Origin of the sequence: Sphingomonas sp. (genome assembly GCF_017745215.1) — a bacterium.
Lineage (GTDB): Bacteria > Pseudomonadota > Alphaproteobacteria > Sphingomonadales > Sphingomonadaceae > Sphingomonas.
In genome coordinates, this window is record NZ_JAGHZV010000008.1 from 213,487 (window position 1) to 234,887 (window position 21,401).

Consider the following 21,401-nt stretch of genomic DNA (forward strand, 5'->3'; position numbering starts at 1 on the left):
GTCAGATCACCCATGAGCCGGCATCGGGGTCGGCGGGCTTGAGCGTCAGGTCCGGGCGCACGGTGGGGCCGAGCGCGCGGATGCGGTCCTTGATGTGCGCGGGGCGCGGACCCTCGGGCGTGGCCGTCGCGTCGATGACATAGGGGGCGTTGACGCGGCGCGCGCCCTCCTCGGCATGCGCGATCGCTTCGCCCTGCTCGCCGACGTCGGCGGCGTCCTCGACGTGGCGCGACCAGCCCTCGCCGGTCCACCAGGTGACGTCGCCCGTGGCGAGGTCGTTGCCGGTCAGCAGCTTCACGACATCACCTCCACGGCCTGCGCCCAGCGCGCGAGCTTATCCTCGGCATCGGCGAGCTGGACGACGTCGCCGACGACGATCACCGCGGGGCTGAGCACCTTCTCGCGCGCGACCATCGGGCCGAGGTCGGCGAGCAGCGTGCGCAGCGCACGATGGCCCTCGAGCGTGCCGCGCTCGAGCACCGCGACGGGCATGTCGGGCGCGACCCCCTCGCCCATCAGCTTCTCCGAGATCGCGTCGGCCGTCGCGACGCCCATGTAAATGACGAGCGTGCGGCCCTTGCCGGCGAGGCCCGACCAGTTCTGCTCGGTGAGGCCCTTGCACTGGCCCGCGACGAAGCTGACCGCGCTCGAATGGTCGCGGTGGGTGAGCGGCAGCATCGCCTCGGCCGCGCAGCCGAGCGCCGCCGAGACGCCGGGGATGACTTCGACGGGCAGGCCGGCTTCGCGCACGGCTTCGACTTCCTCGCCGCCGCGACCGAAGATGAAGGGGTCGCCGCCCTTCAGCCGCACGACGATCGCGCCGGTCTTCACATGCGCGACGATGAGCGCGTTGATCGCGTCCTGCGGGAGCGTGTGCTTCGAGCGCTGCTTGGCGACCGAGATGCGATGCGCTTGCGGGGCGAGGCCGAGCACGCGCGGATCGACGAGGCCGTCGTGGACGAGGACGTCGGCCACGCGCAGCGCCTCGACCGCGCGCACCGTGAGCAGGCCGGGATCGCCCGGACCCGCCCCGACCAAGATCACGCGCCCGCGCGCAGTGGGATCGAGTAGGCTTGCCATGGCGGTGGATGTGGGCCTGTGGGCGGCGCGGGGCAACCGAGGAAGCGTTGGGCGGAGGGTAGCGAATCTATCGGCGGCGTGTTGTCGGGGTTGAACCGAAAGCCGTCATCCCGGCGGAAGCCGGGACCCAGGATTACAAAGGACATCGCTCGTGGCCCTGGGTCCCCGCTTTCGCCGGGATGACGATTTAGGGGAGCTCACTGCCCCGACAGCACCCCGTCGTACCAACCGTCGAGATCACGCTTCATCACGCCCAGCGCATCGGGGTTCAGATACACCATGTGCCCCGACTCATAATATCTGAACGACACGTTCGGCCGCAGCTTGGGGTCCAGCCCCATGTGCGCGACGTCGAACTCGGTCGAGAAGAACGGTGTCGCCAGGTCGTAATAGCCGTTGAGGAACAGCACCTTGAGGTGCGGATTGATCCGCATCGTATAGGCGAGGTCCACCGCGGTGTTGGGGGTCAGCTGCGTTCCGCTGCCATCGGGCGCGCGGTGCTTCCATTCCCAGTTCCAGCCCTCGCCGCGCGCCGAGAGGAGGTAGGGCAGCTCGGTCTTCACGCCCAACGTGCCCTTGGCGTAGCTCATGAAGCTCGCGACATAGGCGCCGGTGATCGCAGTCGAGGCGGGATCGTCGTCGGGATCGGCGGCGTTGAGGTCCTCGGGGATCAGCGTGTAGCGCGCGTCGAGGCGGCCGACCGACAGATGCCGGTCGCGCAGCAGCTCGGTCATGAAGCGGCCGAGCTCGACGCGCAGGTCCGCGCGCAGGATGTAATCGGTGCCAAGCCCGATATAGGCCGACATCTGCTTCGCCACCGCTTCCTTCTCGGCCGCCGGGATCGTGTCGCCCTTGGCGAGCGCGGCGGCATAGGGCCCGGCGGCGAAGGCGCGGACTTCCTTCAGGAAATCGTCGAGGCTCGCGGGGCGGTTGGCGACCTTGTTGTGGTACCAGGCGGTCGCGGCATAGCCGGGGAAGAGGCCGAGGTAATTGGCGTCATAGCCCGGCTGGCGCACGCCATAGTTCATGATCGTCGAGAGCAGGATGATGCCGTTGAGGCTCAAGCCGCGATCTTCCAGCAGCGCCGCCACCGCGGGCGAGCGCAGCGTGCCGTAGCTCTCGCCGAACAGGAACTTGGGCGAGCTCCAGCGCGCGTTCCTGGTGACGTAGCGCTCGATCGCGCGGGCGAAGGCGTCGGCGTCCGAATCGACGCCCCAGAAGTCCTTGCCCGTCTTGGTGCCGAGCGGCCGCGACCAGCCCGCGCCGATCGCGTCGATGAAGACGAGGTCGGTCTTGTCGATCAGCGAATTGGGGTTGGGGCCGAAGCCATAGGGCGCGGGGCGGATCGCCTCGGGACTGGTGGTCGCGACGCGCACCGGGCCGAAGCTGCCCATGTGCAGCCAGATCGTCGCCGAGCCGGGGCCGCCGTTGTAGAAGAAGGTGACCGGGCGCGAGCCTGGCGCGGCGCCGTCGCGGGTATAGGCCGTGTAGAAGACCGAAGCGATCGGCTTGCCGTCGTTGTCGCGGATGGTGAGCGTGCCGGCGGTCGCAGTATAGGCGATGCGCGCCGCGCCGACGGTGACCGCGCCATGGCTGACCGACTCGGCTTCCTCGACCGGCGGCTTGGCCCAGGCCTTTTCGGCGTCGGCGGCCATCTCATCCTTGTGGAGCGTGAGCGGCTTGTCCTGGGCGAAGGCGGGCGTCGAGGCGAGCAATAGCAGGGCCGCGATCGTGTGGCGCATGTGATTTCCCCTTTCGGGGCGGGGTTTGAGCACAGCCGTTACGGGTGCGGCAAGCCGCGGGGTCAGTCGGCTGGGACGTGCTGCTGCCAGGCGGGGGTGGATTGGGGCGCGGAATCGATGGGCGACTCGCGGAAGCGCCACGGCAGCGTCAGCCATTCGGCGACGTTCGCGGGCTGGGCCATGTCGGCGAGGCCGACGTCGGGCCATTCGGCCTCCTGGGGGCGGTGCGCGGTGCCGAACAGCTGATCCCAGAGCGTGGTGAAGGCGCCGAAGTTCCGGTCGAAATGCCGCTCCTCCAGCGAATGGTGGATGCGGTGGAAGCGGTTGTCGACGAAGAAGGCGGCGAGCGAGCCGAAGTGCAGCCGCGTCGGCGAGTGGATGAAGGCGGCCTGCATGCGGATCAACACCACCATCGCGGGCGCGGCATAGGCGCCGGTGTCGCCCAGGATCAGGCTCGCCGGGATCATGTAGAGCAAGGACTGGAAGATCGATTCGCTGAGATGGTGGTAGGCGTTGACCGCCGAGAGATCGCGGATCGAATGGTGGACCGCGTGGAAGCGCCAGAGGAACCGGTGCTGCGCGCGGTGGAACCAGTAGAAGAAGAAGTCGGCGAGCATCGCCCCGGCGATCGGCGCGAGGATGAGGCCGAGCCACCCCGCCCAGCCGAAGTCGAGCGGGAGGACGATCAGCGGAGGCACGCCGATCCACGCCCAGCCGGTGCGGAAGGCGGCGTAGACCACGCCGGTGACGGGGATCCACAGCGTCCAGAAGAACAGCCCCCAGGCGCGCGCCGCGATCGGCTGGCGGCCGCGCGGCAGGAGCAGCTCGATCGCGGTCATGAAGGCGAAGGAGAAGGCCCAGCCGGTGAGGGCTGCAGGGTAGTTTTCCCAGAGCTGCTGGAAGGCGTTCATGCCGGGGAATGTGGCATGGCGATGGGTTAGGAAGCGTTAAGGGGAGCGCCGGGAAGCTTCATCCCGCGCCGTAGACTCCTAAAAGGCGGCCTGTCCTCTCACGCTCCAGAAATGAGCTCTCAGGGATAGCCAACACCTTGGCGGCTAGCGACCCATTTGTTGCCGCTCCATGGCCGCGGCCACCCCTCCCGAAACCGGCCCGGCAACTTTCCTGGTCCGCGGCGCATGATGCGGGGAGTGGCGAGGGTCGTGGATCGGATGCTTGGCTACCGTTGACCGCGGGATAGCTGGATCGCCGCGTCGGTCAGACTTCAGACCGTCGCGGTATCGGCCCTCATTTCTTAACCACGGGCGTGATTTCCAGCCCCTCCGGCTCGATGATATTCACGCCCGAGAAGACGAACATCCCTCCACGGAATTCGACCAGTTTGTAATCGTTGTAACTGCCCAGATCGAATCCCCGCCACTTCAAAGGTTTGCCCATGAACGGGAGCAAACCGTTGGTGTCGAGCTTGGCCTCGTCGTTCCGGGGAAAAGGCTGCGAACGATCGAGCAGCATCACGTTGACGGCGGTGTCGAGCTCGGCGGTCAGGACTTCCTTCAGACGGGCGCCGTTATTTTCGGTCAGGCTCGCCAGCGGCAGCGCCTTACCCTCGCAACAGAAATATTTGATCGTCTTGCCCGAGTCGCCGCCGGTCGCGACCTTCGTCTTCAGCACGATATAGGGGCGAACATTATCGGTCTTCTTGACGAACGTGAGCACGACATACGGCGTTACCGTCATCGTGCTGCCACCCGGTTGGGGGGTGAGCGTGAAGGCCGTCCGGAATTTGTCGCCGGCCATGACCGTGTTGGTCATGTCGATCGCCTTCGCCCGGACGTCGAAGCGCAGGTCATCCTCGACATTGCGGACCTTGCCCGTGCCGGTATCGGCGTTGATCGAACTCTGTACCAGCAGGCCAACCACGCCGAACAGCATCCCGATCCCGCCGCCGCCCTGATATCCCGAGACAACGACGTCGCTGTCGGGGATTCGGTGGACGCCCATGGGAAGATCGCTCATCCCGTTCGCGCCCTTTTCCGAAAAGACGATGGCCGTCGGGCCGGTCGAAGGTGCTGGAGCTGCGCCAGCCGGTCCTTGCGGAGCAGCCGTTTGCGCCATCAATGCAGGCGCGCTCACGACGATCGCGAGCAAGACGATACGCTTCATCTTGTGTTCCCCCTGGCCCCTGGCTCGAGATGCCGTCCCCGGTTTTGCTCGGCCACCGCATCGACTGTTAGCCCGTGACCTCAGCAAAAAACAACCTCAGACATTCGGCGCTTGCGCCGACGACGGTCGTTCCTGGGTCCTTCAACCGAGCCCTCCCCCGCTTTTTGCGGGAGAGGGTTTGAGAGACTAAGATTGGTCTGCCGCCAAAACCTTCGCATGCGCCGCGATCACGGCCTTGGTCGTCTCGTCGCTGTCGAACACGCCGTACCAGCCCTGCGGCTCGTGCGGGGGGTCGCCCATATAGGCGTTGTCGCCGTTGCGGTAGTGATGGTCGCCGTGCACGGCTCGTGCGGAGCCGTTCCAGGCCCAGAAGTTCGAGCCCTGCACCGGCCCGCCCGCCGCCAGGCTGGTCTCCACCGCGTCGTAGATCAGCCGGTAATAGGCGTCCTTGAAATGCGTGCTCGACACCGGGTCGTAGCCGCCGCCGTCGCGCGGATAGCCGAATTCCTCGAACACCAGCGGCTTGCCCAGCCTGGTCGCCAGCGCAATGTGCTGGACGAGATACTCGTGCACCTTCGCCAGGCCCGCCTCGTTGGTCGCGGCGAGGTTCTTCGAATCGACCCAGCCCCAGTTGAGCGGCCAGACGTGCGCGGTGCAGTAATCCACTTCGGGAAAGCCGTGCGCGGCGAGATAGATGTCGGTACTCTCGAGGCTGCCCTTCAGCCCCTCGCTGCCGGTGCAGACGAGATGGTTGGGATCGGTCTTCCGGATCAGCTGCGCCGTCGCGCGGACCCAGGCGTAATAAGCCGGGAGCAGCGGCGCCGCGCTGGTCGGGTCGCCGCCGGGGCGCGGCTCGTTGGCGAGCTGCCAGGCCATGATCGCCGGGTCGTCGCGATAGGCGATCCCGGAGAGCGAGTTGGTGCGGCCGACCATCGCGCGCACCCAATCGTGATAGAGCCCCACCGCCTGGGCGTTGGCGTAGAATTTGGCGGTGGCGTTGGGGAATTCGGGCCAGGGGTGCGCGGGATCGCCCATGTCGATGTAGCGCCCGCCGTCGACATAGCTGAGATAGGTCATCATGCCCCCCGACCATTCCCAGAAATTGGTCAGGTAGAGCACCGCCTTCATCCCCCGCTCGCGCATCGCATCGAGGCAAGTGTCGAGGCCGGTCAGCAGCGCGGGGTTCCAGGCATTGCCGGGCCCGCGGAAGCCGGGGCGGATCGAGTTTTTGAGCGGCCCCTCCTCGGCGGCGGCGAGGATGCGGAGGTTGGTGACGCCGAGCGCGAGCAGCGCGTCCAATTCGCGCTTCAGCCGGTCGCGGTCGCCGTAATCGGCCTGCGCGCCGAGCCAGGCGCCGTACCACATGTTCGCGCCCGCGAAGCGATAGGGCTTGCCGTCGAGCGTGAAGCGCGTGCCCTCGCGCTTGACGAAGGGCCCGGGCTTGGCCGGGGCCGCCGCAAGCGCTGTCAGCGCGGCAAGCCCTGCCGCGAGTGCGGCGCCGCTGCCGATCGCCTGCCTGCGCGTGACCATATCCTCTCCCCCCCTGATCCGTCCTCGTTGGCGCGGAGCATAGCCGCCCGCGCGGGCAAGGGAAGGCGCCGCCGGATGCCGGGGGGCGGGTTATCCGGCGGCGCCCCTCGTCGGAGCCTAGTCGAAAAGCTCCTCGAGGAAGGACTTGCGGCGCTTGTGACCGCGATGGTCATGACCGTAATGGGCCGGCGCGGCTTGACGGGGGTCATAGGCATGCGCGGGCGCGGGCTGCGGCGGCGGGGGTGCCGCCGCGGTGCTCCGCTCGATGATCTTGTCGAGCTCGCCGCGATCGAGCCACACGCCGCGGCACTCGGGGCAATGGTCGATCTCGATCCCCTGGCGCTCGACCGGCACCAGCCGCTCGCCGTCGACGGGACAGGTGAAGCGCGTCACCATCATTCCTCCCGCTGGCCGAACAGCCCCAGCAGCAGCTGGAACATGTTGATCAGGTTGAGGTACAGCGACAGCGCGCCCATCACCGCGAGCTTCTCGCCCCCTGCACCTGGCGCCTGGCTGCCGGCGTAATAGCGGTACTCGCTCTTCAGCCGCTGCGTGTCCCAGGCGGTGAGGCCGGCGAACACGCCGACGCCGAGGATCGAGAAGAGGATCTGCAGCGTCGACGAGCCGAGGAAGAGGTTGATGAGGCTCATCACCATCACCGCGATCAGCCCCATCAGCAGGAACGAGCCGAGCCCGCTCAGGTCCTTGCCGGTGGTATAGCCCCACAGGCTCAGCCCCAGGAACATCGCCGAGGCGGCGAAGAAGGCAGTGGCGATGCTCGCGCCGGTGAAGACGAGGAAGATGCTCGCCATCGACACGCCCATCACCGCGGCGAAGACGAAGAAGGTCGTCCGCGCGGTCGCGGTGGTCATCCGGTCGATGCGGAACTGGAAGAAGAAGATGAAGGCCAGCGGCGCCAGCATCGCCACCCATTTGAGCGGAGTGCCGAAGATCAGCGCGACGAGCGGCGGCGACGAGGCGATGCCCATCGCGACCAGCGCGGTGATCGCCAGGCCGATCCCCATGTTGCGGTAGATGCCGAGCATGTGGCGGCGCAGACCCTCGTCATAGCGGGCCGCTTCCGCCGTCCGGCGCGGGAAGTTGGTGATGTTGTCCATGAAACTACTCCTCGGGGGTCAGGCGCGCGCGGGGCTGCGTTTGGGGCGGGCGCGGCGCAGCACCGTTCGCGCGGCGCGGCGCATCTCGGCGGCATCGGGGAAATGGCGGAACAGCCGGTCCTTGACGGCCAGCCGCTCCTTCTTCAGCCGCGCGAGCCGCAGGCTGTCGGGAACGCGCCGCGCGAGTTCGCGCCGAATCTCGCGGTTGAGAAGGCGGTGCGCGGCGATCAGCCGCTCGATCAACTCAGTCACTAGCCACTCCATCGATAATGCATCGATCGAGCTTCGCGTCGGTGGAGGGAGTTTGGGGGCTTCGAAATGGCCGCCGAACCTGCACCGAGCTTGCTCGATGCGGTCCGACATCACGGGGTTTCCGAGGAAACCGCCGCCAGAGGGGCCCGGTCCGCTCCTATGTTGTAGGGGCTGGCGGCGCCGGTTTCAAGAGCGCGAACGTGCGCGAGCCATCCGGGCGACGCGCCGCTTGTCGCGGAACATCTTCGTGTCGGCGGCGGCGATCAGCGCCGCGGCGGTGAGGTCGGTGTCGGGCTGGACGGTGATCCGCCCGAAGCTCGCCGAGAGGTGCCAGCCCGGCGCGACTTCGATCCGGCGCAGTGCGGCGCGCAGGCGGCGGACCATCGCGGTGCCGGTATCGACCCCCGAGCCGGGCAGGGCGATCACGAACTCGTCGCCGCCGACGCGCGCGACGCGGCCCCAGGAGCCGACCGTCCGCGCGAGTGCATTGGCCGCGAGCGTCAGGCAGGCGTCGCCGCGGGCGTGGCCGTGGCGGTCGTTGACCTGCTTGAACGCGTCGAAATCGACATAGACGAGCGTGAAGGGCTGCTCGGTCTGCGCGCAGCGGACGAGGTCGCGCTGGAGACTCTCGAGCAGGCCGCGGCGGTTCAGCAGCCCGGTGAGCGGGTCGCGCGACGCTTCGGCGCGGGCGCGGCGGACGTCGGAGATGTCCTCGATCACCGAGACGAAGAAGTCGGGCTCGCCGCGGGTGTCGCGGATCAGCGCGACGGTGAGGTTCACCCAGGTCGCGCTGCCGTCGGGGAGGAGGTAGCGCTTCTCCATCCGGTAGCGCTCGGACTTGCCCGAGAGCAGCCGGCGGACGTGGACGAGGTCCTCGTCGAGATCGTCGGGATGGGTGATCGCCTGGAAGCCGCCGGCGACGAGGTCGGCACGGGTGCGCCCGCAGATCGCCGCGAACCGCTCGTTGACCGCGAGGAAGGTGCCGTCGGGCGCGACATGCGCGATGCCCACGGGCGCTGCGGAGAAGGTCGCGTCGAGCCGGCGCTTCTCGCGCTGCCACTGCGCCTCGGCCTCGCGCAGCGCGAGCCGGTCGACCGCGGCGGCGGCGAGCCAGGTCAGCGCGACCAGCGCGAACTGGTCGGGCGCGGCCATTTCGGCGTCGACCGCAAGCCACAGCGCGATCGTGCCGACGCGGCCCTGGCCCGAGCGGATCGGGAGCTCGACGACGGCGCCCGAATCGAGCGGGCTGCTCTCGGCGTGGCGTGCGGCGCGGCGCTCGATCCGCCTGGCGCCGCGCGGTCGGAGCGTGACGAGGGCGTGGTCGGCGGCGTCGATCAGCGCGAGCGCATCCTGCGCGACGGCGAGCGCGATGTCCTGCGGCTCATAGTCGCCGAGCGCGATCAGGCGCTGGGTATGCCGCATCCCCTGGCGCGGTGGGGGAAGCCCGAAGTCGATACGCAACGGGACGGCAGGCTCGTACATGTGCGGAGTCGTAGCGCGGCGAATGTTAAGCCCGCGTTGATCCGGGGGTTCGGATGGTGTGCAATCCGCTGCGATTTCCCACCCCGCCACGCAAGGCGGGTTTTGGCACCCCAATGACCGTCATCCCGGCGAAAGCCGGGACCCAGGGTTACAGAGGACATCGCTCGCGGCCCTGGGTCCCGGCTTTCGCCAGGATGACGGTTGAGGGCCCAAGGCCGTTCGATGATTCGAGTTCAGGGTGACGAAGAAAAGGTGGAATCAACGCCCGCCCGACACATCCAGGAACGTCCCCGTCACATAGCTCGCGCCGTCGAGCGCCCAGAGGATCGCGTCGGCGACTTCCTCGGGCTGCCCGGTACGGCCGAGCGAGGCGGTGTGGGCGAAGTGCTTCGCGCGATCGGCATAGCCGCCGCTCGCATGGATGTCGGTCTCGATGATGCCGGGGCGGATGCCGATCACGCGGATGCCGCGCGGCCCCAGCTCCTTGGCGAGGCCGAGCACCAGCGTGTCGACCCCGCCCTTCGCCATCGCATAGTCGACATATTCGCCCGGCGACCCCAGCCGCGCCGCCATCGACGAGACGAGCACCAGCGCTCCCCCCTCGGGAAGCCGCCGCGCCGCTTCGCGCGCCGTGAGCGCGGCGCCGAGCAGGTTCACATCGAGGCTGTGCCTGAGCCGCGCAACGTCCATCTCGGCGAGCGGCAGCGGCCTGGGCGCGAGCCCGCCGGCATTCGCCACCACCGCGTCGATCCGCCCGAACCGCGCCTCGGCGGCATCGAACAGCGCGAGTTGATCGGCCTCCTCGGCGACGTCGCAGCGGACCGCTTCGGCCGTCCCGCCGCTCGCGCGAATCTCGGCGACCACGGCTTCGGCCGCAGCAGGATCCGACACATAGCTCAGCATCACCGCCCAGCCGCGCTTCGCCGCTCCGAGCGCGGTCGCCCGCCCGATCCCGCGCCCGCCGCCGGTGATCACAAGCGACTTCATGCCCTCACGCGTCGCGCAGGCCGAGACCGATCGAGGCGCGCGCCTGCTCGGCTTCCGACGAGACGACCGGATAGGCGCAATAGTCCGCGGCGTAATAGGCGCTGGGGCGGTGGTTGCCCGACCAGCCGACCCCGCCGAACGGCGCCGAGGAGGAAGCGCCGTTGGTCGGCCGGTTCCAGTTGACGATGCCCGCGCGGATCGTCGCCCAGAACTGGTCGTAGAGCTTGGGATCCTGGCTCACCAGGCTCGCCGAGAGGCCGTAGCGCGTGTTGTTCGCCTCGGCGAGCGCGGCCTCGTAGGTCTCGGCGCGGAACACCTGGAGAATGGGGCCGAACAGCTCGACGTCGGGAGTCTCGCGCGCCTCGGTCATGTCGATCACGCCGGGGGTGAGGAACGGCCGCCCCTCGATCGGGCGCGACATGTGGCGGAGCGGCCGGCCGCCCATTGTCGAGAGCGCGAGGAAGCTCTCGGTGAGCATGTCGGCGGTGTCGTTGTCGATCACCGGGCCCATGAACGGCGCAGGGTCGGCGTGCGGCTCGCCGATGATGAGGCGGCCGATCAGCTTGTTCAATTCGCCCATCAGCGGCTCGTAGAGCTTCGCATCGACGATCAGCCGGCGTGCGGCGGTGCAGCGCTGGCCGGCGGTGGTGAAGGCCGACTGCACCACCAGCACCGCGGCGGAATAGAGGTCGGGGGTGTTCCACACCACGATCGGGTTGTTGCCCCCCATCTCGAGCGCGAGGATCTTCTCGGGCCTGGTCGCGAACATCCGGTTGAGCGCGATGCCGGTGTTGGCCGAGCCGGTGAACAGCAACCCGTCGATGTCGGGATGGCCCGCCAGCGCCTTGCCCTCGTCGGGCCCGCCGACGAGCAGGCGGATGCAGCCCTCGGGCACGCCCGCGGCATGGAAGCAATCGACCAGGAAGGCACCCGAGGCCGGGGTCTTCTCCGAGGGCTTGAACACCACCGCATTGCCCGCGAGCAGCGCGGGGACGATGTGGCCGTTGGGCAGGTGCGCGGGGAAGTTGTACGGCCCCAGCACCGCGAGCACGCCGTGCGGCTTGTGGCGCAGCGCAAGGCGCGCGTTCATCGGCGCGTCGACGCGCTGCTGGCCGGTGCGCTGGCCATAAGCGGCGATCGAGATCTCGACCTTGCCGATCACCGTCTCGACTTCGCTGCGCGCTTCCCAGATCGGCTTGCCGGTCTCGCGCGCGAGCAGGTCGGTGAAGGCGTCGGCCTTCTGCCGCACCACGTTCGCGAAGCGGCGCAGCGCCTCGATCCGATAGGTGTGCGGGCGCGCGGCCCATTCGGCCCAGCTGCGCCGCGCGTGCGCGACTTCGGCGTCGGCGTCGCCCGCCTTCTGCCGCCAGAGGACGGCCCCGGTCGCGGGTTCGGTGGAGATGATTTCCTGGGTGGGCATTCGGTCTGGTTTTATCGTGATCCCGATGGGGTCAGCCGCTTTTGCACGAATTCGCCACGCGTTTCCACCTGTGGTCGATTTACATCGATAAGTTGGATCAAGTTCACTTCTCTCTATCTCGTCATCCCGGCGAAAGCCGGGACCCAGGGCAGCAGGCCGTGTCGCTCGTGGCCCTGGGTCCCGGCTTTCGCCGGGATGACGGCCGGAGGCTTCTAAGCGAAGGCGGGCGAGGACTTGAGTTGCTGATAGGCCTCGATCGTGCGCTGGAGCGCGGCTTCGTGGGTGCGGTCGCCGCCGTTGCGGTCGGGGTGGTAGCGGCGGACGAGCTCCGAATAGCGGCGGCGCAGCGCCATCCGGTCGGCGTCGAGATCGAGCTCGAGCGTGCGCAGCGCCTCGCGGTCCTTGCCCGAGAGCGGCTTTCCGTCCTTGCGCTCGGCGAGCGGCCGCATCCGGTCGCGGAAGCGCGCGCCGATCGCGTCGAGCGGGTCGGAGAAATCGCCCCAGCGGGGAGGACGGTCGGCACCGCCGGTCGCGGTGAAGGCGCGCGTCTCGCTCTCCCAGCCGGCGAAGGGGCGCTGGGCGGCGTGGATCTCGTCGGGGGTCATCCCCGCGAAGAAGTTGTAGCCCGCGTTGAACGCGCGGACATGGTCGAGGCACAGCCAGCGATAGCCGCCGGGACCGTCGCTGCCGTTGCCAGGGCCGGCGAGCGGCGCGCGGAACTCGCCGGGCGCGTCGCAGCCGGGCTCGGCGCACAGCCGTCCGTTCGATTCCACGCGGCCGTGGAAACGCACATTGGGTCGGTCCTTCTTGGGCTGGCTCGCCGCCACATTGACTCCTTTGGGGTAATTACGCCGTCGCGCAACGCGTCTATATAGGCGCGATGCAAGCCCCCGCCACTGCCCCGGTCGCGAGCGAGATCGCAACCCGCCTCGCCGCCGCGCTCGACCCGTCGCACCTCGAAGTCATCAACGATTCGGCGCAGCACGCCGGGCATAGGGGCGACGACGGAACCGGCGAATCGCACTTCACCGTGATCGTCGAGAGCGCGGCGTTCGAAGGCCAGTCGCGCGTGGCGCGGCAGCGGATGGTCAACCACGCGCTCGCCGACCTGCTCGCCGAGCGCATCCACGCGCTCGCGATCCGCGCGCGGGCGCCGGGAGAGGCGTGATGGCGTACGAGCTCTGGTATTGGACGGGGATCCAGGGCCGGGGCGAGTTCGTGCGGCTGCCGATGGAAGCCGCGGGCATCGCCTATGTCGAGCCGCCGCGCGAAGCGACGAGCGACGGCGACGATGCGCTCATCGCCGACATGGCCGCGCGCGGGCAGGACGCGCCCTTCGCGCCCCCCTATCTCGTCGCCAACGGCGCAGTGATCGCGCAGGTCGCGCTGATCCTCGACTATCTTGGCGCGCGCCACGACATCGCGCCGTCGGACCCCGCCGAGCGGCGGCGGCTCCACCAGGTCCAGCTGACGATCAGCGACCTGATCGCCGAAGTGCACCAGGTCCATCATCCGGTGGGCATGGACCTCTATTACACCGACCAGAAGCCCGAGGCGGCGCGCTTCGCCAGGGAATTCCGCGAGCAGCGGATGCCCAAGTTCCTTGGCTGGCTCGAGGCCGCGGTGCTCGGCGACTGGGTGGCGGGCGATCGCTGGAGCTATGCCGATACGTCGATCTTCCAGCTGGTCGAGGGGCTGCGCTACATGTTCCCGCGGCGGATGGCGACGCTCGAGCCAGATCACCCCAAGCTGGCCGCGATCCGCGACCGCGTCGTCCAGCTGCCCGGCATCCGCGCCTATCTGGACAGCGGCCGCCGGCTCGCGTTCAACACCAACGGCATCTTCCGCCATTATCCCGAGCTCGACGCCGAATGACGCTCACCGAGACCGATCTCGCCCAGCGCCCCGCCGCGCGCATCCTGCTGCTCGACGGGCTGGGGCGGCTGCTGCTGTTCCGCTTCACCCCCGCCGACCGGCCGCCCTTCTGGGCGACGCCCGGCGGCGCGATCGATCCGGGCGAAAGCTACGCCGAGGCCGCGCGGCGCGAGCTCTATGAGGAGACCGGCCTCACGCTCGAGTGCGGCGAGGAGGTCCACCGGAGCATCGTCCAGTTCACCACGCTCGAGAACGTCCGCGTCCACGCCGACGAGCGCTATTTCCTCGTCCGCGCCGAGGCGGAGACCATCGCGATCGATCCGGCCAACCATACCGAGCTCGAGCAGCGGCTGATGCGCAGCTGGCACTGGTTCACGCGCGACGAGCTGGCCGACTGGCCCGAGACCATCTTCCCCGAAGACATCGTCCAGATCCTGGAGGCAGTGGCATGACCGACGTGACCGACGAGCTGGTGATCCAGACCATCCTGCCGACCACGCACGACCTGGGCGGGTTCAAGGTGCACCGCACGCTCCCCTCGCGCCCGCGGACGATGGTGGGGCCGTTCATCTTCTTCGACCAGATGGGCCCGGCGCATCTGGAGGTCGGCACGGGCATCGACGTGCGCCCGCATCCGCACATCAACCTCGCGACGGTGACCTATCTCTTCGCCGGGGCGATCGACCATCGCGATTCGATCGGCACCTTCGCGACGATCGAGCCGGGCGCGGTCAACCTGATGACCGCGGGCAACGGCATCGTCCATTCGGAACGCTCGCCCGCCGGCGAGCGCGCCAGGGGGCCCGAGCTCTCGGGCATCCAGACCTGGATCGCGCTGCCCGAACGCAACGAGGAGATGGACCCGGCGTTCGAGCATGTCGGCGCGCAGGACCTGCCGGTGGTCGAGGCGTCCGGCGTGCGGGCGCGGGTGATCATGGGCTCGCTCTGGGGCGCGACGGCGCCGACCACGACCTATGCCGGCACGATCTACGCCGACATCGAGCTGGGCGCGGGCGGCAAGGTGCCGATCGAATCGGACGCCGACGAGCGCGCGGTGTACCTCGCCTATGGCGACGCGACGCTCGACGGGATGCCGATGGCGCCGCAGACGCTCTACATCCTGCGCCCGGGCATCGCGACACAGGTGACCAGCGCCGGCGGCGGTCGCGTGATGCTGTGCGGCGGCGAGGCGTTCCTCACCCCGCGCTTCGTCTGGTGGAACTTCGTCTCGTCGGACCGCGAGCGGATCAACCAGGCCAAGGCCGACTGGACCGCAGGCAATTTCCCGAAGGTGCCCGGCGACGACAAGGAATTCATCCCGATCCCCGAGGTGCCCCGGACGGTGAGCTATCCGTGACCTAAAAAGCCCCTCCCCTTCAGGGGAGGGGTTGGGGGTGGGGCCTGTGGGTCTCACCGAGACCAGCGTTGGTATTCGTGGACACGCCCCACCCCAACCCCTCCCCTGAAGGGGAGGGGCTAAAGAAGGAGAGGATATGGACCGCTTTCCCCTGACCCGGGTCGCGCTGCCCACCGGCGTGGAGCTCGACGTCGTCATCGCCGGCTCGCCCGCGAACCCGCCGCTGGTCTTCCTCCACGGCTTCCCCGAATCGCATCGCACCTGGCGCTTCCAGATCGAGGAATTCGCCCGCGACCATTATGTCGTGGTGCCCGACCAGCGCGGCTTCGCGAACTCGTCGCGGCCCGAGGGGGTGGCGAACTACACCCCCGACAAGCCGGTGGGCGACCTGCTCGCGCTCGCCGACCATCTCGGCATCGGCGACTTCACCCTGGTCGGGCATGACTGGGGCGGTGCGATCGCCTGGATGGCGGCGCTGCAGAACCCGGGGCGGATCAAGCGGCTGATCATCGTCAACGCACCACATCCGCTCGTCTTCCAGAAGACGCTGCTCGACGATCCCGAGCAGCGCAAGTCGAGCCAGTACATCCGCCGCTTCCGCGACACGACGATCGACCAGGGCCTCGTCGGCGCGGGGCTCGAGCGCTTCTTCGCGAGCAACTTCACCCAGCATCTGGTCGGCGCGGTCGCGGGCGAGGAAAAGGCGATCTACATGGAGCAATGGGGCCATCCCGGCGCGATGACCTCGATGCTCAACTGGTACCGCGCCTCGACGATCGTCGTGCCCGACGCCGAGGGCCATGTGGAACGCCCCGCCTGGATCGACGCGCCCTTCCCGCCGGTGACGCAGCCGACGCTGGTGATCTGGGGGATGCGCGACAAGGCACTGCTGCCGGTGCAGCTGGAGGGGCTCGACAAGCTCGTGCCCGACCTGACGATCGTGAAGATCGAGGACGGCGGCCATTTCGTGCCGTGGGAGAAGCCCGAGGCGGTCAATGCGGCGATGCGGGCGTGGTTGGCGGCGCGGGAAGGGACGGCCTAGCGCCGCGCCCTTTTAAGCCGTCATCCCGGCGAAAGCAGGGACCCAGGGTTGCAGAGGATTGCTGGGTGAACAGCGCCCCGCGCTGTTCAGGCCATGCTGGGAGCATGGCCGACCCGGCAATCGCTCGTGGCCCTGGGTCCCGGCTTTCGCCGGGATGACGACTGAGTATCGGAGCAGATCAGCGCCCCGCCCACTCCACCCACGCCCCATGCGCGTGCGCGGTGCCGAGCAGGTGCGGCGCGCCGTCGCCCGGCCAGTGGCGGACGACCAGCTCGTGGCGGAAGTTGTTGCGGTTGGCTTCGAGCATGATCCAGGCGAGAGGCCGCTCCGGAGTCGCGGCGGCGCCGGCCGCTTCCATCGCCGCGGTGACGCGCGCCTGGCTGGCGGCGGGGACATATTGCCAGACGATCGAGTGCATCAGCACGCGCGTCGTGCCCTCTGCCTGGGGCCGGGCGAGTTCGGCCTCGACGAAGTCGGCGGCGTCGGCCTTCACCAGCAGGGGCGCACGCTCCGACGCCAGCCGCGCCGCCGCTTCCAGCCGCTGGAAGCGCTGCGTCGCCTCGGGCCAGACATAGGCCCTGAGGCGCGCCAGCCGCTTGGGATCGGTCAGGTCGATCGGCTCGACGTCGCAGCCGCGCAAGCCCGCGAAGCCCCAGCCCGCCGGCACCGCGGGCGGCGGACTGCCGCGCCATTCGGGCTCGAGCAGCATCGGCGACTCGGCCGGCCCGACCTCGACGCCGCCGAGCCGGTAGCGATAGCGGTCGATCATCAGGTTGATCCCCGCGCTCGACCCGATCTCCAGGCAATCCCAGCGCGGCGGCAGGCCCTTCGCCGCCAGCCACAGCATCGCGGCGACGTAATTGGCCGAACGCCCCGCCTCGTTGGTCTGCGGTGGCCCGTCGAGCCAGGGGAGCAGCGCGGCATCGTGCGCGGCGATCGCTTCGGCGACCAGCGCGTCCGCCTGCGCCATCGCCTCGGGCTCGCCGCGGTAGAGCGGCTCGAGCGCCGGCGCCTCGCCTCGCTGGACCAGCGCGTGCATCCCGCCCGCCGCGCGCAGCGGCAACGCGTCGGCGAGCGGCGCCCCCCACCATTCGCGGATCCGCCGGAGAAATTCGCCCGGTCCGTCGAGCCCGGCGAGCACCCCGCCGACCACCGCCGCGGTCACCGGCGCGCCGTTGGCGAGGCAATAGCCGACCTGATTCTGGAATGCGCTTCTGACTTCGGCTTCGCTCATCTGTCCCACCTCCGCTCGCGCGGCGTGTTGCGCCTGCGGGTCCCCGCAAGTAAAGCCCCCCGCCGATGGCCGAACCGCTGATCCTCGCCGTGCCCAAGGGGCGCATCCTCGAAGAGGCGCTGCCTTTGCTCGCGCGCGTCGGAATCGTGCCCGAGCCCGCCTTCGCCGACGAAGGCAGCCGCGCGCTGCGCTTCACCACCGACAATCCGGCGATCGACCTGATCCGCGTGCGCGCCTTCGACGTCGCGACCTTCGTCGCGCATGGCGCCGCGCAGCTCGGCATCGTCGGCTCGGACGTGCTCGCCGAGTTCGACTATTCGGAGCTCTACGCGCCGGTCGACCTGGGCATCGGCCATTGCCGCCTGTCGGTCGCCGAGCCCGCCGACATGGCGGCGCAGGACGATCCGCGCGGCTGGAGCCACGTCCGCATCGCGACGAAGTATCCGCACGTCACGCGCCGCCATTTCGAGGCGCGCGGGGTGCAGGCGGAGTGCGTCAAATTGAACGGCGCGATGGAGCTGGCGCCGGTGCTGGGCCTGGCGCCGCGGATCGTCGACTTGGTCTCCTCGGGGCGGACGCTCAAGGAGAACGGCCTGGTCGAGGTCGAAGTCATCTCGCAGGTGACCTCGCGGCTCGTCGTCAATCGCGCGGCCTTCAAGACGCGGCCCGAGGTCGTGCCCCTGGTCGACGCCTTCCGCCGCGCGGTGGAAAGGGTGCCGGCATGATCCGCCTCGACGCCTCGACCCCCGACTTCGGCCCGGCCTTCGACGCGCTGGTCAATGCGCGGCGCGAAGCCGACGAGGATGTCGCGCGCGACGTCGCCGCGATCATCTCGCGCGTCCGCAACGAAGGCGACACGGCGCTGCGCGACCTGACCAAGCGCTTCGATGGCCACGACCTCGACGGCACCGGCTGGCGGATCGACCGCACCGAGACGCTCGCGGCGTTCGAGAGCCTCGACTCGAAGCTGCGCGACGCGCTCGAGCTCGCGGCCGAGCGGATCGCGGCCTATCATGTGAAACAGAAGCCCGAGGACAGCGAGGCGATCGACGACGCCGGCGTCCGCCTCGGCGCGCGCTGGCGGGCGGTGGAGGCGGCAGGCGTCTACGTCCCCGGCGGGCGCGCCGCCTATCCGAGCTCGGTGCTGATGAACGCGATCCCCGCCAAGGCCGCGGGGGTCGAGCGGCTGGTGATGGTTACGCCCACACCCAGGGGCGAGACCAACCCGCTCGTCCTCGCCGCCGCGCACATCGGCGGCGTCGACGAGATCTGGCGGATCGGCGGCGCGCAGGCGATCGCCGCGCTCGCTTACGGCACGTCGAGCATCGCACCGGTCGACGTGATTACCGGCCCGGGCAACGCCTGGGTCGCCGAGGCCAAGCGCCAGCTCTACGGCGTGGTCGGCATCGACATGGTCGCGGGGCCGAGCGAGATCGTCGTCGTCGCCGATCGCCACAACGACCCGGACTGGATCGCCGCCGACCTGCTGAGTCAGGCCGAGCACGACCCGACCAGCCAGTCGATCCTGTTCACCGACGATGCGGACTTTGCCGACGCGGTGGCCGACGCGGTCGAGCGCCAGCTCGGCGAGCTCGCAACGCAGGCGACCGCGCGCGCGAGCTGGGAGGCGAACGGTGCGATCGTCCTCGTGCCGACGCTCGACGCGGCGCTGCCCCTGGTCGACCGGCTCGCGCCCGAGCATCTCGAGCTGGCGTGCGAGCGTGCCGAGGGACTGTTCGAGCGCGTCCGCCATGCTGGATCCATATTCATCGGCCGGCATACCCCCGAAGCGATCGGCGACTATGTCGCAGGGCCGAACCACGTCCTCCCCACCGGCCGCCGCGCGCGCTTCGCCTCGGGGCTGTCGGTGCTCGACTTCATGAAGCGCACCAGCTTCCTGAGCCTCGACTCGGCCAGCCTGGCGGCGATCGGCCCCGCCGCAGTGGCGCTTGCCGAGGCCGAGGGGCTGCCGGCGCATGCGAAGTCGGTCGCGATCCGTTTGAACCGCTAAATCCGGTCCGCCCTTCGACAGCCCGGGGCGGACGGTCTAACAAGAGAAAACCATGCCCAGCCCCCATGCCCGTTCCCGTTCTAAGGCCCGTGCCGCGTCGCGTCTCGCGGCGGTACAGGCGCTCTACCAGCAGGAGATGGAGGGCACGCCGATCCTGGTGCTGCTCACCGAATTCCACCAGCACCGCCTGGGCGCGACGATCGAGGACGTCGAATATGCCGACGCCGACGCCGCCTTCTTCGACGACGTCGTGAAAGGCGTCGACGCGCGCCGCAGCGAGATCGACGCGCTGATCGCCTCGAAGCTTTCGGCCGAATGGACGATCGAGCGGCTCGACCGCCCGATGCGCCAGATCCTGCGCGCCGGTACCTACGAGCTGCTCGCCCGCGTCGACGTGCCGGTGGGCGCGGTGATCAGCGAGTATCTCGACGTCACCGACGCTTTCTACGACCGGCGCGAGAAGGGGTTCGTCAACGGGCTGCTGGATGCGGTGGCGAAGCAGGTTCGTGACAAATAACGACAAGCTGCTATCGTCGCGGGGTTAGCCCAAGTCGGAGTATCTCATGCCCGACCCAAGCCCCCAACTAGAAGCGGCGAAGCGTCAAGAAGTACCGGCTCAAGCCCCCCGCGCCGCTCCGAAGGCGAGTTGGAAGATTTTTCCTCTTCGATCCGCGCGCGTCGCGCCACCCCCGAGCCTCGCTCAAGAGGCAGAGGCGCTGATTGCGCAGGGAGACCCCGATTCCGTGGAGCGACGTGCCGCCAGGCTCGATCTTGTCGACAGTAAGCTGGACTATCTCCGTTACGCCCGTCAGTGCCGAGCCACCCACAAGACGGCGGAAGAAATCGCAAAATTCGGCAGCGGATCGCTGTTCGGCGCGACGGCCCTCCTGCTCTTGACCACATCCGCCGCGCCGCTTGTCGCCGGAACGGCCGGCCTCACGTTGCTATTGTTTCTGGGGGGCACTACAATAGCGAGCATGTTTGACCGAAAGTCCGCTCAATGGGAGCATAAGGCTGCGCGGATCGACGCAGTGCTCGCCGAAGCGGATCGGTAGGAGTTTAGCCGTGGCGAATACCATTTTCATTGTGGCGGTGTGCGTAACGGTCGCGAGCTTCGCCGTGCTGGGCGCTCTGTATCTCAATTTGAAGCGCCTCGAACCGAAGGGTGCTGGCGAACGTTGAACGTGAGCCGGAAGCACTAAGCCACTGACTGAAGCCGAATTCATCGCCGCCCTACGCACGCTCCCCTTGGCCCTTGGAGCGGCGGAGTTGCAGGACGACGCCGCCACCCTCGCCCTCGGCGGCGAGACGCTGATCCTCACCCACGACATGATCGCCGAGGGGGTGCATTACTTCCCCGGCACCGATCCCGCCGACATCGCCTGGAAGCTCGTCGCGGTGAATCTCTCCGATCTGGCGTCGAAAGGCGCCGCGCCGCTCGGCGTGCTGATCGGGGCGAGCCTTACCGAAGGCGCCGAGCGCTTCGTCGAGGGGCTGCGCGACGTGCTCACGCGCTTCGAGGTGGCGCTGCTCGGCGGGGACACGATCAAGCCCGCGGGCCCCGCCGCCTTCGGCTGTACCGCGATCGGGCGCGCGACCGGTCCCGTGCCGGTGCGCGGCGGCGCGAAGCCGGGCGATATGCTGTGGGTCTGCGGGACGATCGGCGCAGCGATGCTCGGCTTCGAGGCGGCGAAGCGCGGCGAGCGCGACGAGACCTATCTCCGCCCGACGCCACTGCTCGCGGAGGGCCAGGCGCTCGCCGCGCACGTCCATGCGATGATGGACGTGTCCGACGGCCTGCTCCTCGACGCGCGCCGCATGGCCGAGGCGAGCGGCTGCACCGCCGCGATCGAGCTCGGCGCCATCCCCTTCCCCGCCGCTCTGCCCGCCGACCGCCGTCTCGCCGCGGCGAGCTGGGGCGACGACTATGCGCTGCTCTTCGCCTCACCGCCCGGCTTCGCGCCGCCGGTCGCCGCCGCGCGGATCGGTACGATGCTCCCCGCCGGCCCGGCGCCGCTGCTCGTCGATGGCGTTCCCCCCGCGGGCCCGCTGGGCTATCGGCACGGCTGAGAGCCGGGTGCTTGCGCTGTTGTGCAGCCCCTCTATACCCTCCCCACCGAAAACATTCGGGACGCCGCCGAAAGAGCGGA

24 protein-coding genes are annotated in these 21,401 nt (G+C 69.1%); 10 read left to right on the top strand and 14 right to left on the bottom strand.

The genetic code is table 11. The features are described 5' to 3' along the window. Position 1: 1 nt before the first annotated feature. The 13 genes from J7495_RS10620 to J7495_RS10680 form a co-directional block, all read right to left on the bottom strand. Positions 2-298, bottom strand: a complete 297-nt coding sequence (locus J7495_RS10620; protein ID WP_294056468.1) for a DUF2849 domain-containing protein — start codon at positions 296-298, stop codon at positions 2-4. Continuing rightward, positions 295-1,080, bottom strand: coding sequence for a uroporphyrinogen-III C-methyltransferase (gene cobA / locus J7495_RS10625; RefSeq protein ID WP_294056469.1), 786 nt, complete (start codon positions 1,078-1,080; stop codon positions 295-297). The genes J7495_RS10620 and cobA overlap by 4 nt, the downstream gene beginning before the upstream one ends. Positions 1,081-1,277: 197 nt before the next feature. Further along, a complete protein-coding gene (locus tag J7495_RS10630; RefSeq protein WP_294056470.1) occupies positions 1,278-2,822 on the bottom strand; it encodes a peptidase S10 in 1,545 nt (514 codons plus the stop codon). Positions 2,823-2,884: 62 nt separating this feature from the next. Continuing rightward, positions 2,885-3,733 (bottom strand): sterol desaturase family protein, encoded by an 849-nt coding sequence (locus J7495_RS10635; protein WP_294056471.1) that lies wholly within the window; start codon positions 3,731-3,733, stop codon positions 2,885-2,887. 334 nt (positions 3,734-4,067) lie between these two features. Beyond that, on the bottom strand, positions 4,068-4,943 hold the full coding sequence (locus J7495_RS10640; RefSeq protein WP_294056472.1) for a hypothetical protein: 876 nt from the start codon (positions 4,941-4,943) through the stop codon (positions 4,068-4,070). Positions 4,944-5,129: 186 nt separating this feature from the next. Next, complete coding sequence (locus tag J7495_RS10645; RefSeq protein WP_294056473.1) at positions 5,130-6,473, bottom strand: cellulase family glycosylhydrolase; 1,344 nt, start codon at positions 6,471-6,473, stop codon at positions 5,130-5,132. Positions 6,474-6,590: 117 nt separating this feature from the next. Beyond that, complete coding sequence (locus tag J7495_RS10650; protein ID WP_294056474.1) at positions 6,591-6,872, bottom strand: zf-TFIIB domain-containing protein; 282 nt, start codon at positions 6,870-6,872, stop codon at positions 6,591-6,593. Further along, a complete protein-coding gene (locus J7495_RS10655) occupies positions 6,869-7,591 on the bottom strand; it encodes a Bax inhibitor-1/YccA family protein (protein WP_294056475.1) in 723 nt (240 codons plus the stop codon). Before J7495_RS10655 ends, J7495_RS10650 begins: the two co-directional genes overlap by 4 nt. Before the next feature lie 18 nt (positions 7,592-7,609). After that, positions 7,610-7,843, bottom strand: coding sequence for a YdcH family protein (locus tag J7495_RS10660; protein WP_294056476.1), 234 nt, complete (start codon positions 7,841-7,843; stop codon positions 7,610-7,612). A gap of 186 nt (positions 7,844-8,029) precedes the next feature. Then, on the bottom strand, positions 8,030-9,325 hold the full coding sequence (locus tag J7495_RS10665) for a sensor domain-containing diguanylate cyclase (RefSeq protein ID WP_294056477.1): 1,296 nt from the start codon (positions 9,323-9,325) through the stop codon (positions 8,030-8,032). A 258-nt stretch (positions 9,326-9,583) separates the two neighbouring features. Beyond that, entirely contained in the window at positions 9,584-10,312 is a 729-nt protein-coding gene (locus J7495_RS10670) for an SDR family oxidoreductase (protein WP_294056478.1), read from the bottom strand. A 4-nt stretch (positions 10,313-10,316) separates the two neighbouring features. Then, the gene (gene astD / locus J7495_RS10675) at positions 10,317-11,732 is read right to left on the bottom strand and encodes a succinylglutamate-semialdehyde dehydrogenase (protein WP_294056479.1); all 1,416 of its coding nucleotides are present in this window, start codon (positions 11,730-11,732) and stop codon (positions 10,317-10,319) included. Between the two features lie 212 nt (positions 11,733-11,944). Next, positions 11,945-12,559: a J domain-containing protein gene (locus J7495_RS10680; protein WP_294056480.1), complete on the bottom strand. Its 615-nt coding sequence runs from the start codon at positions 12,557-12,559 to the stop codon at positions 11,945-11,947. A gap of 53 nt (positions 12,560-12,612) precedes the next feature. Between J7495_RS10680 and J7495_RS10685 the strand changes: the two genes are divergently transcribed. The 5 genes from J7495_RS10685 to J7495_RS10705 all read left to right on the top strand — a co-directional run bounded on the left by J7495_RS10685 (position 12,613) and on the right by J7495_RS10705 (position 16,006). Continuing rightward, complete coding sequence (locus J7495_RS10685; protein ID WP_294056481.1) at positions 12,613-12,900, top strand: BolA family protein; 288 nt, start codon at positions 12,613-12,615, stop codon at positions 12,898-12,900. Beyond that, entirely contained in the window at positions 12,900-13,607 is a 708-nt protein-coding gene (locus tag J7495_RS10690) for a glutathione S-transferase (RefSeq protein WP_294056482.1), read from the top strand. The genes J7495_RS10685 and J7495_RS10690 overlap by 1 nt, the downstream gene beginning before the upstream one ends. After that, entirely contained in the window at positions 13,604-14,059 is a 456-nt protein-coding gene (locus J7495_RS10695; protein ID WP_294056483.1) for an NUDIX domain-containing protein, read from the top strand. Before J7495_RS10690 ends, J7495_RS10695 begins: the two co-directional genes overlap by 4 nt. Then, complete coding sequence (locus tag J7495_RS10700) at positions 14,056-14,964, top strand: pirin family protein (protein WP_294056484.1); 909 nt, start codon at positions 14,056-14,058, stop codon at positions 14,962-14,964. Before J7495_RS10695 ends, J7495_RS10700 begins: the two co-directional genes overlap by 4 nt. Before the next feature lie 136 nt (positions 14,965-15,100). Beyond that, on the top strand, positions 15,101-16,006 hold the full coding sequence (locus J7495_RS10705; RefSeq protein ID WP_294056485.1) for an alpha/beta hydrolase: 906 nt from the start codon (positions 15,101-15,103) through the stop codon (positions 16,004-16,006). Positions 16,007-16,184: 178 nt separating this feature from the next. Here the strand turns inward: J7495_RS10705 and J7495_RS10710 are convergent, their stop codons facing one another. Beyond that, the gene (locus tag J7495_RS10710) at positions 16,185-17,240 is read right to left on the bottom strand and encodes a DUF2332 domain-containing protein (protein WP_294056486.1); all 1,056 of its coding nucleotides are present in this window, start codon (positions 17,238-17,240) and stop codon (positions 16,185-16,187) included. A 65-nt stretch (positions 17,241-17,305) separates the two neighbouring features. Between J7495_RS10710 and hisG the strand changes: the two genes are divergently transcribed. The 5 genes from hisG (at position 17,306) to thiL (ending at position 21,321) form a co-directional block, all read left to right on the top strand. Beyond that, complete coding sequence (gene hisG, locus J7495_RS10715; protein ID WP_294056487.1) at positions 17,306-17,965, top strand: ATP phosphoribosyltransferase; 660 nt, start codon at positions 17,306-17,308, stop codon at positions 17,963-17,965. After that, complete coding sequence (gene hisD / locus J7495_RS10720; RefSeq protein ID WP_294056488.1) at positions 17,962-19,251, top strand: histidinol dehydrogenase; 1,290 nt, start codon at positions 17,962-17,964, stop codon at positions 19,249-19,251. Before hisG ends, hisD begins: the two co-directional genes overlap by 4 nt. 52 nt (positions 19,252-19,303) lie before the next feature. Next, the gene (gene nusB / locus J7495_RS10725) at positions 19,304-19,768 is read left to right on the top strand and encodes a transcription antitermination factor NusB (RefSeq protein ID WP_294056489.1); all 465 of its coding nucleotides are present in this window, start codon (positions 19,304-19,306) and stop codon (positions 19,766-19,768) included. Between the two features lie 226 nt (positions 19,769-19,994). Next, positions 19,995-20,306 (top strand): hypothetical protein, encoded by a 312-nt coding sequence (locus J7495_RS10730; RefSeq protein WP_294056490.1) that lies wholly within the window; start codon positions 19,995-19,997, stop codon positions 20,304-20,306. 214 nt (positions 20,307-20,520) lie between these two features. Next, on the top strand, positions 20,521-21,321 hold the full coding sequence (gene thiL / locus J7495_RS10735; protein ID WP_294056491.1) for a thiamine-phosphate kinase: 801 nt from the start codon (positions 20,521-20,523) through the stop codon (positions 21,319-21,321). Positions 21,322-21,401: the final 80 nt, after the last annotated feature.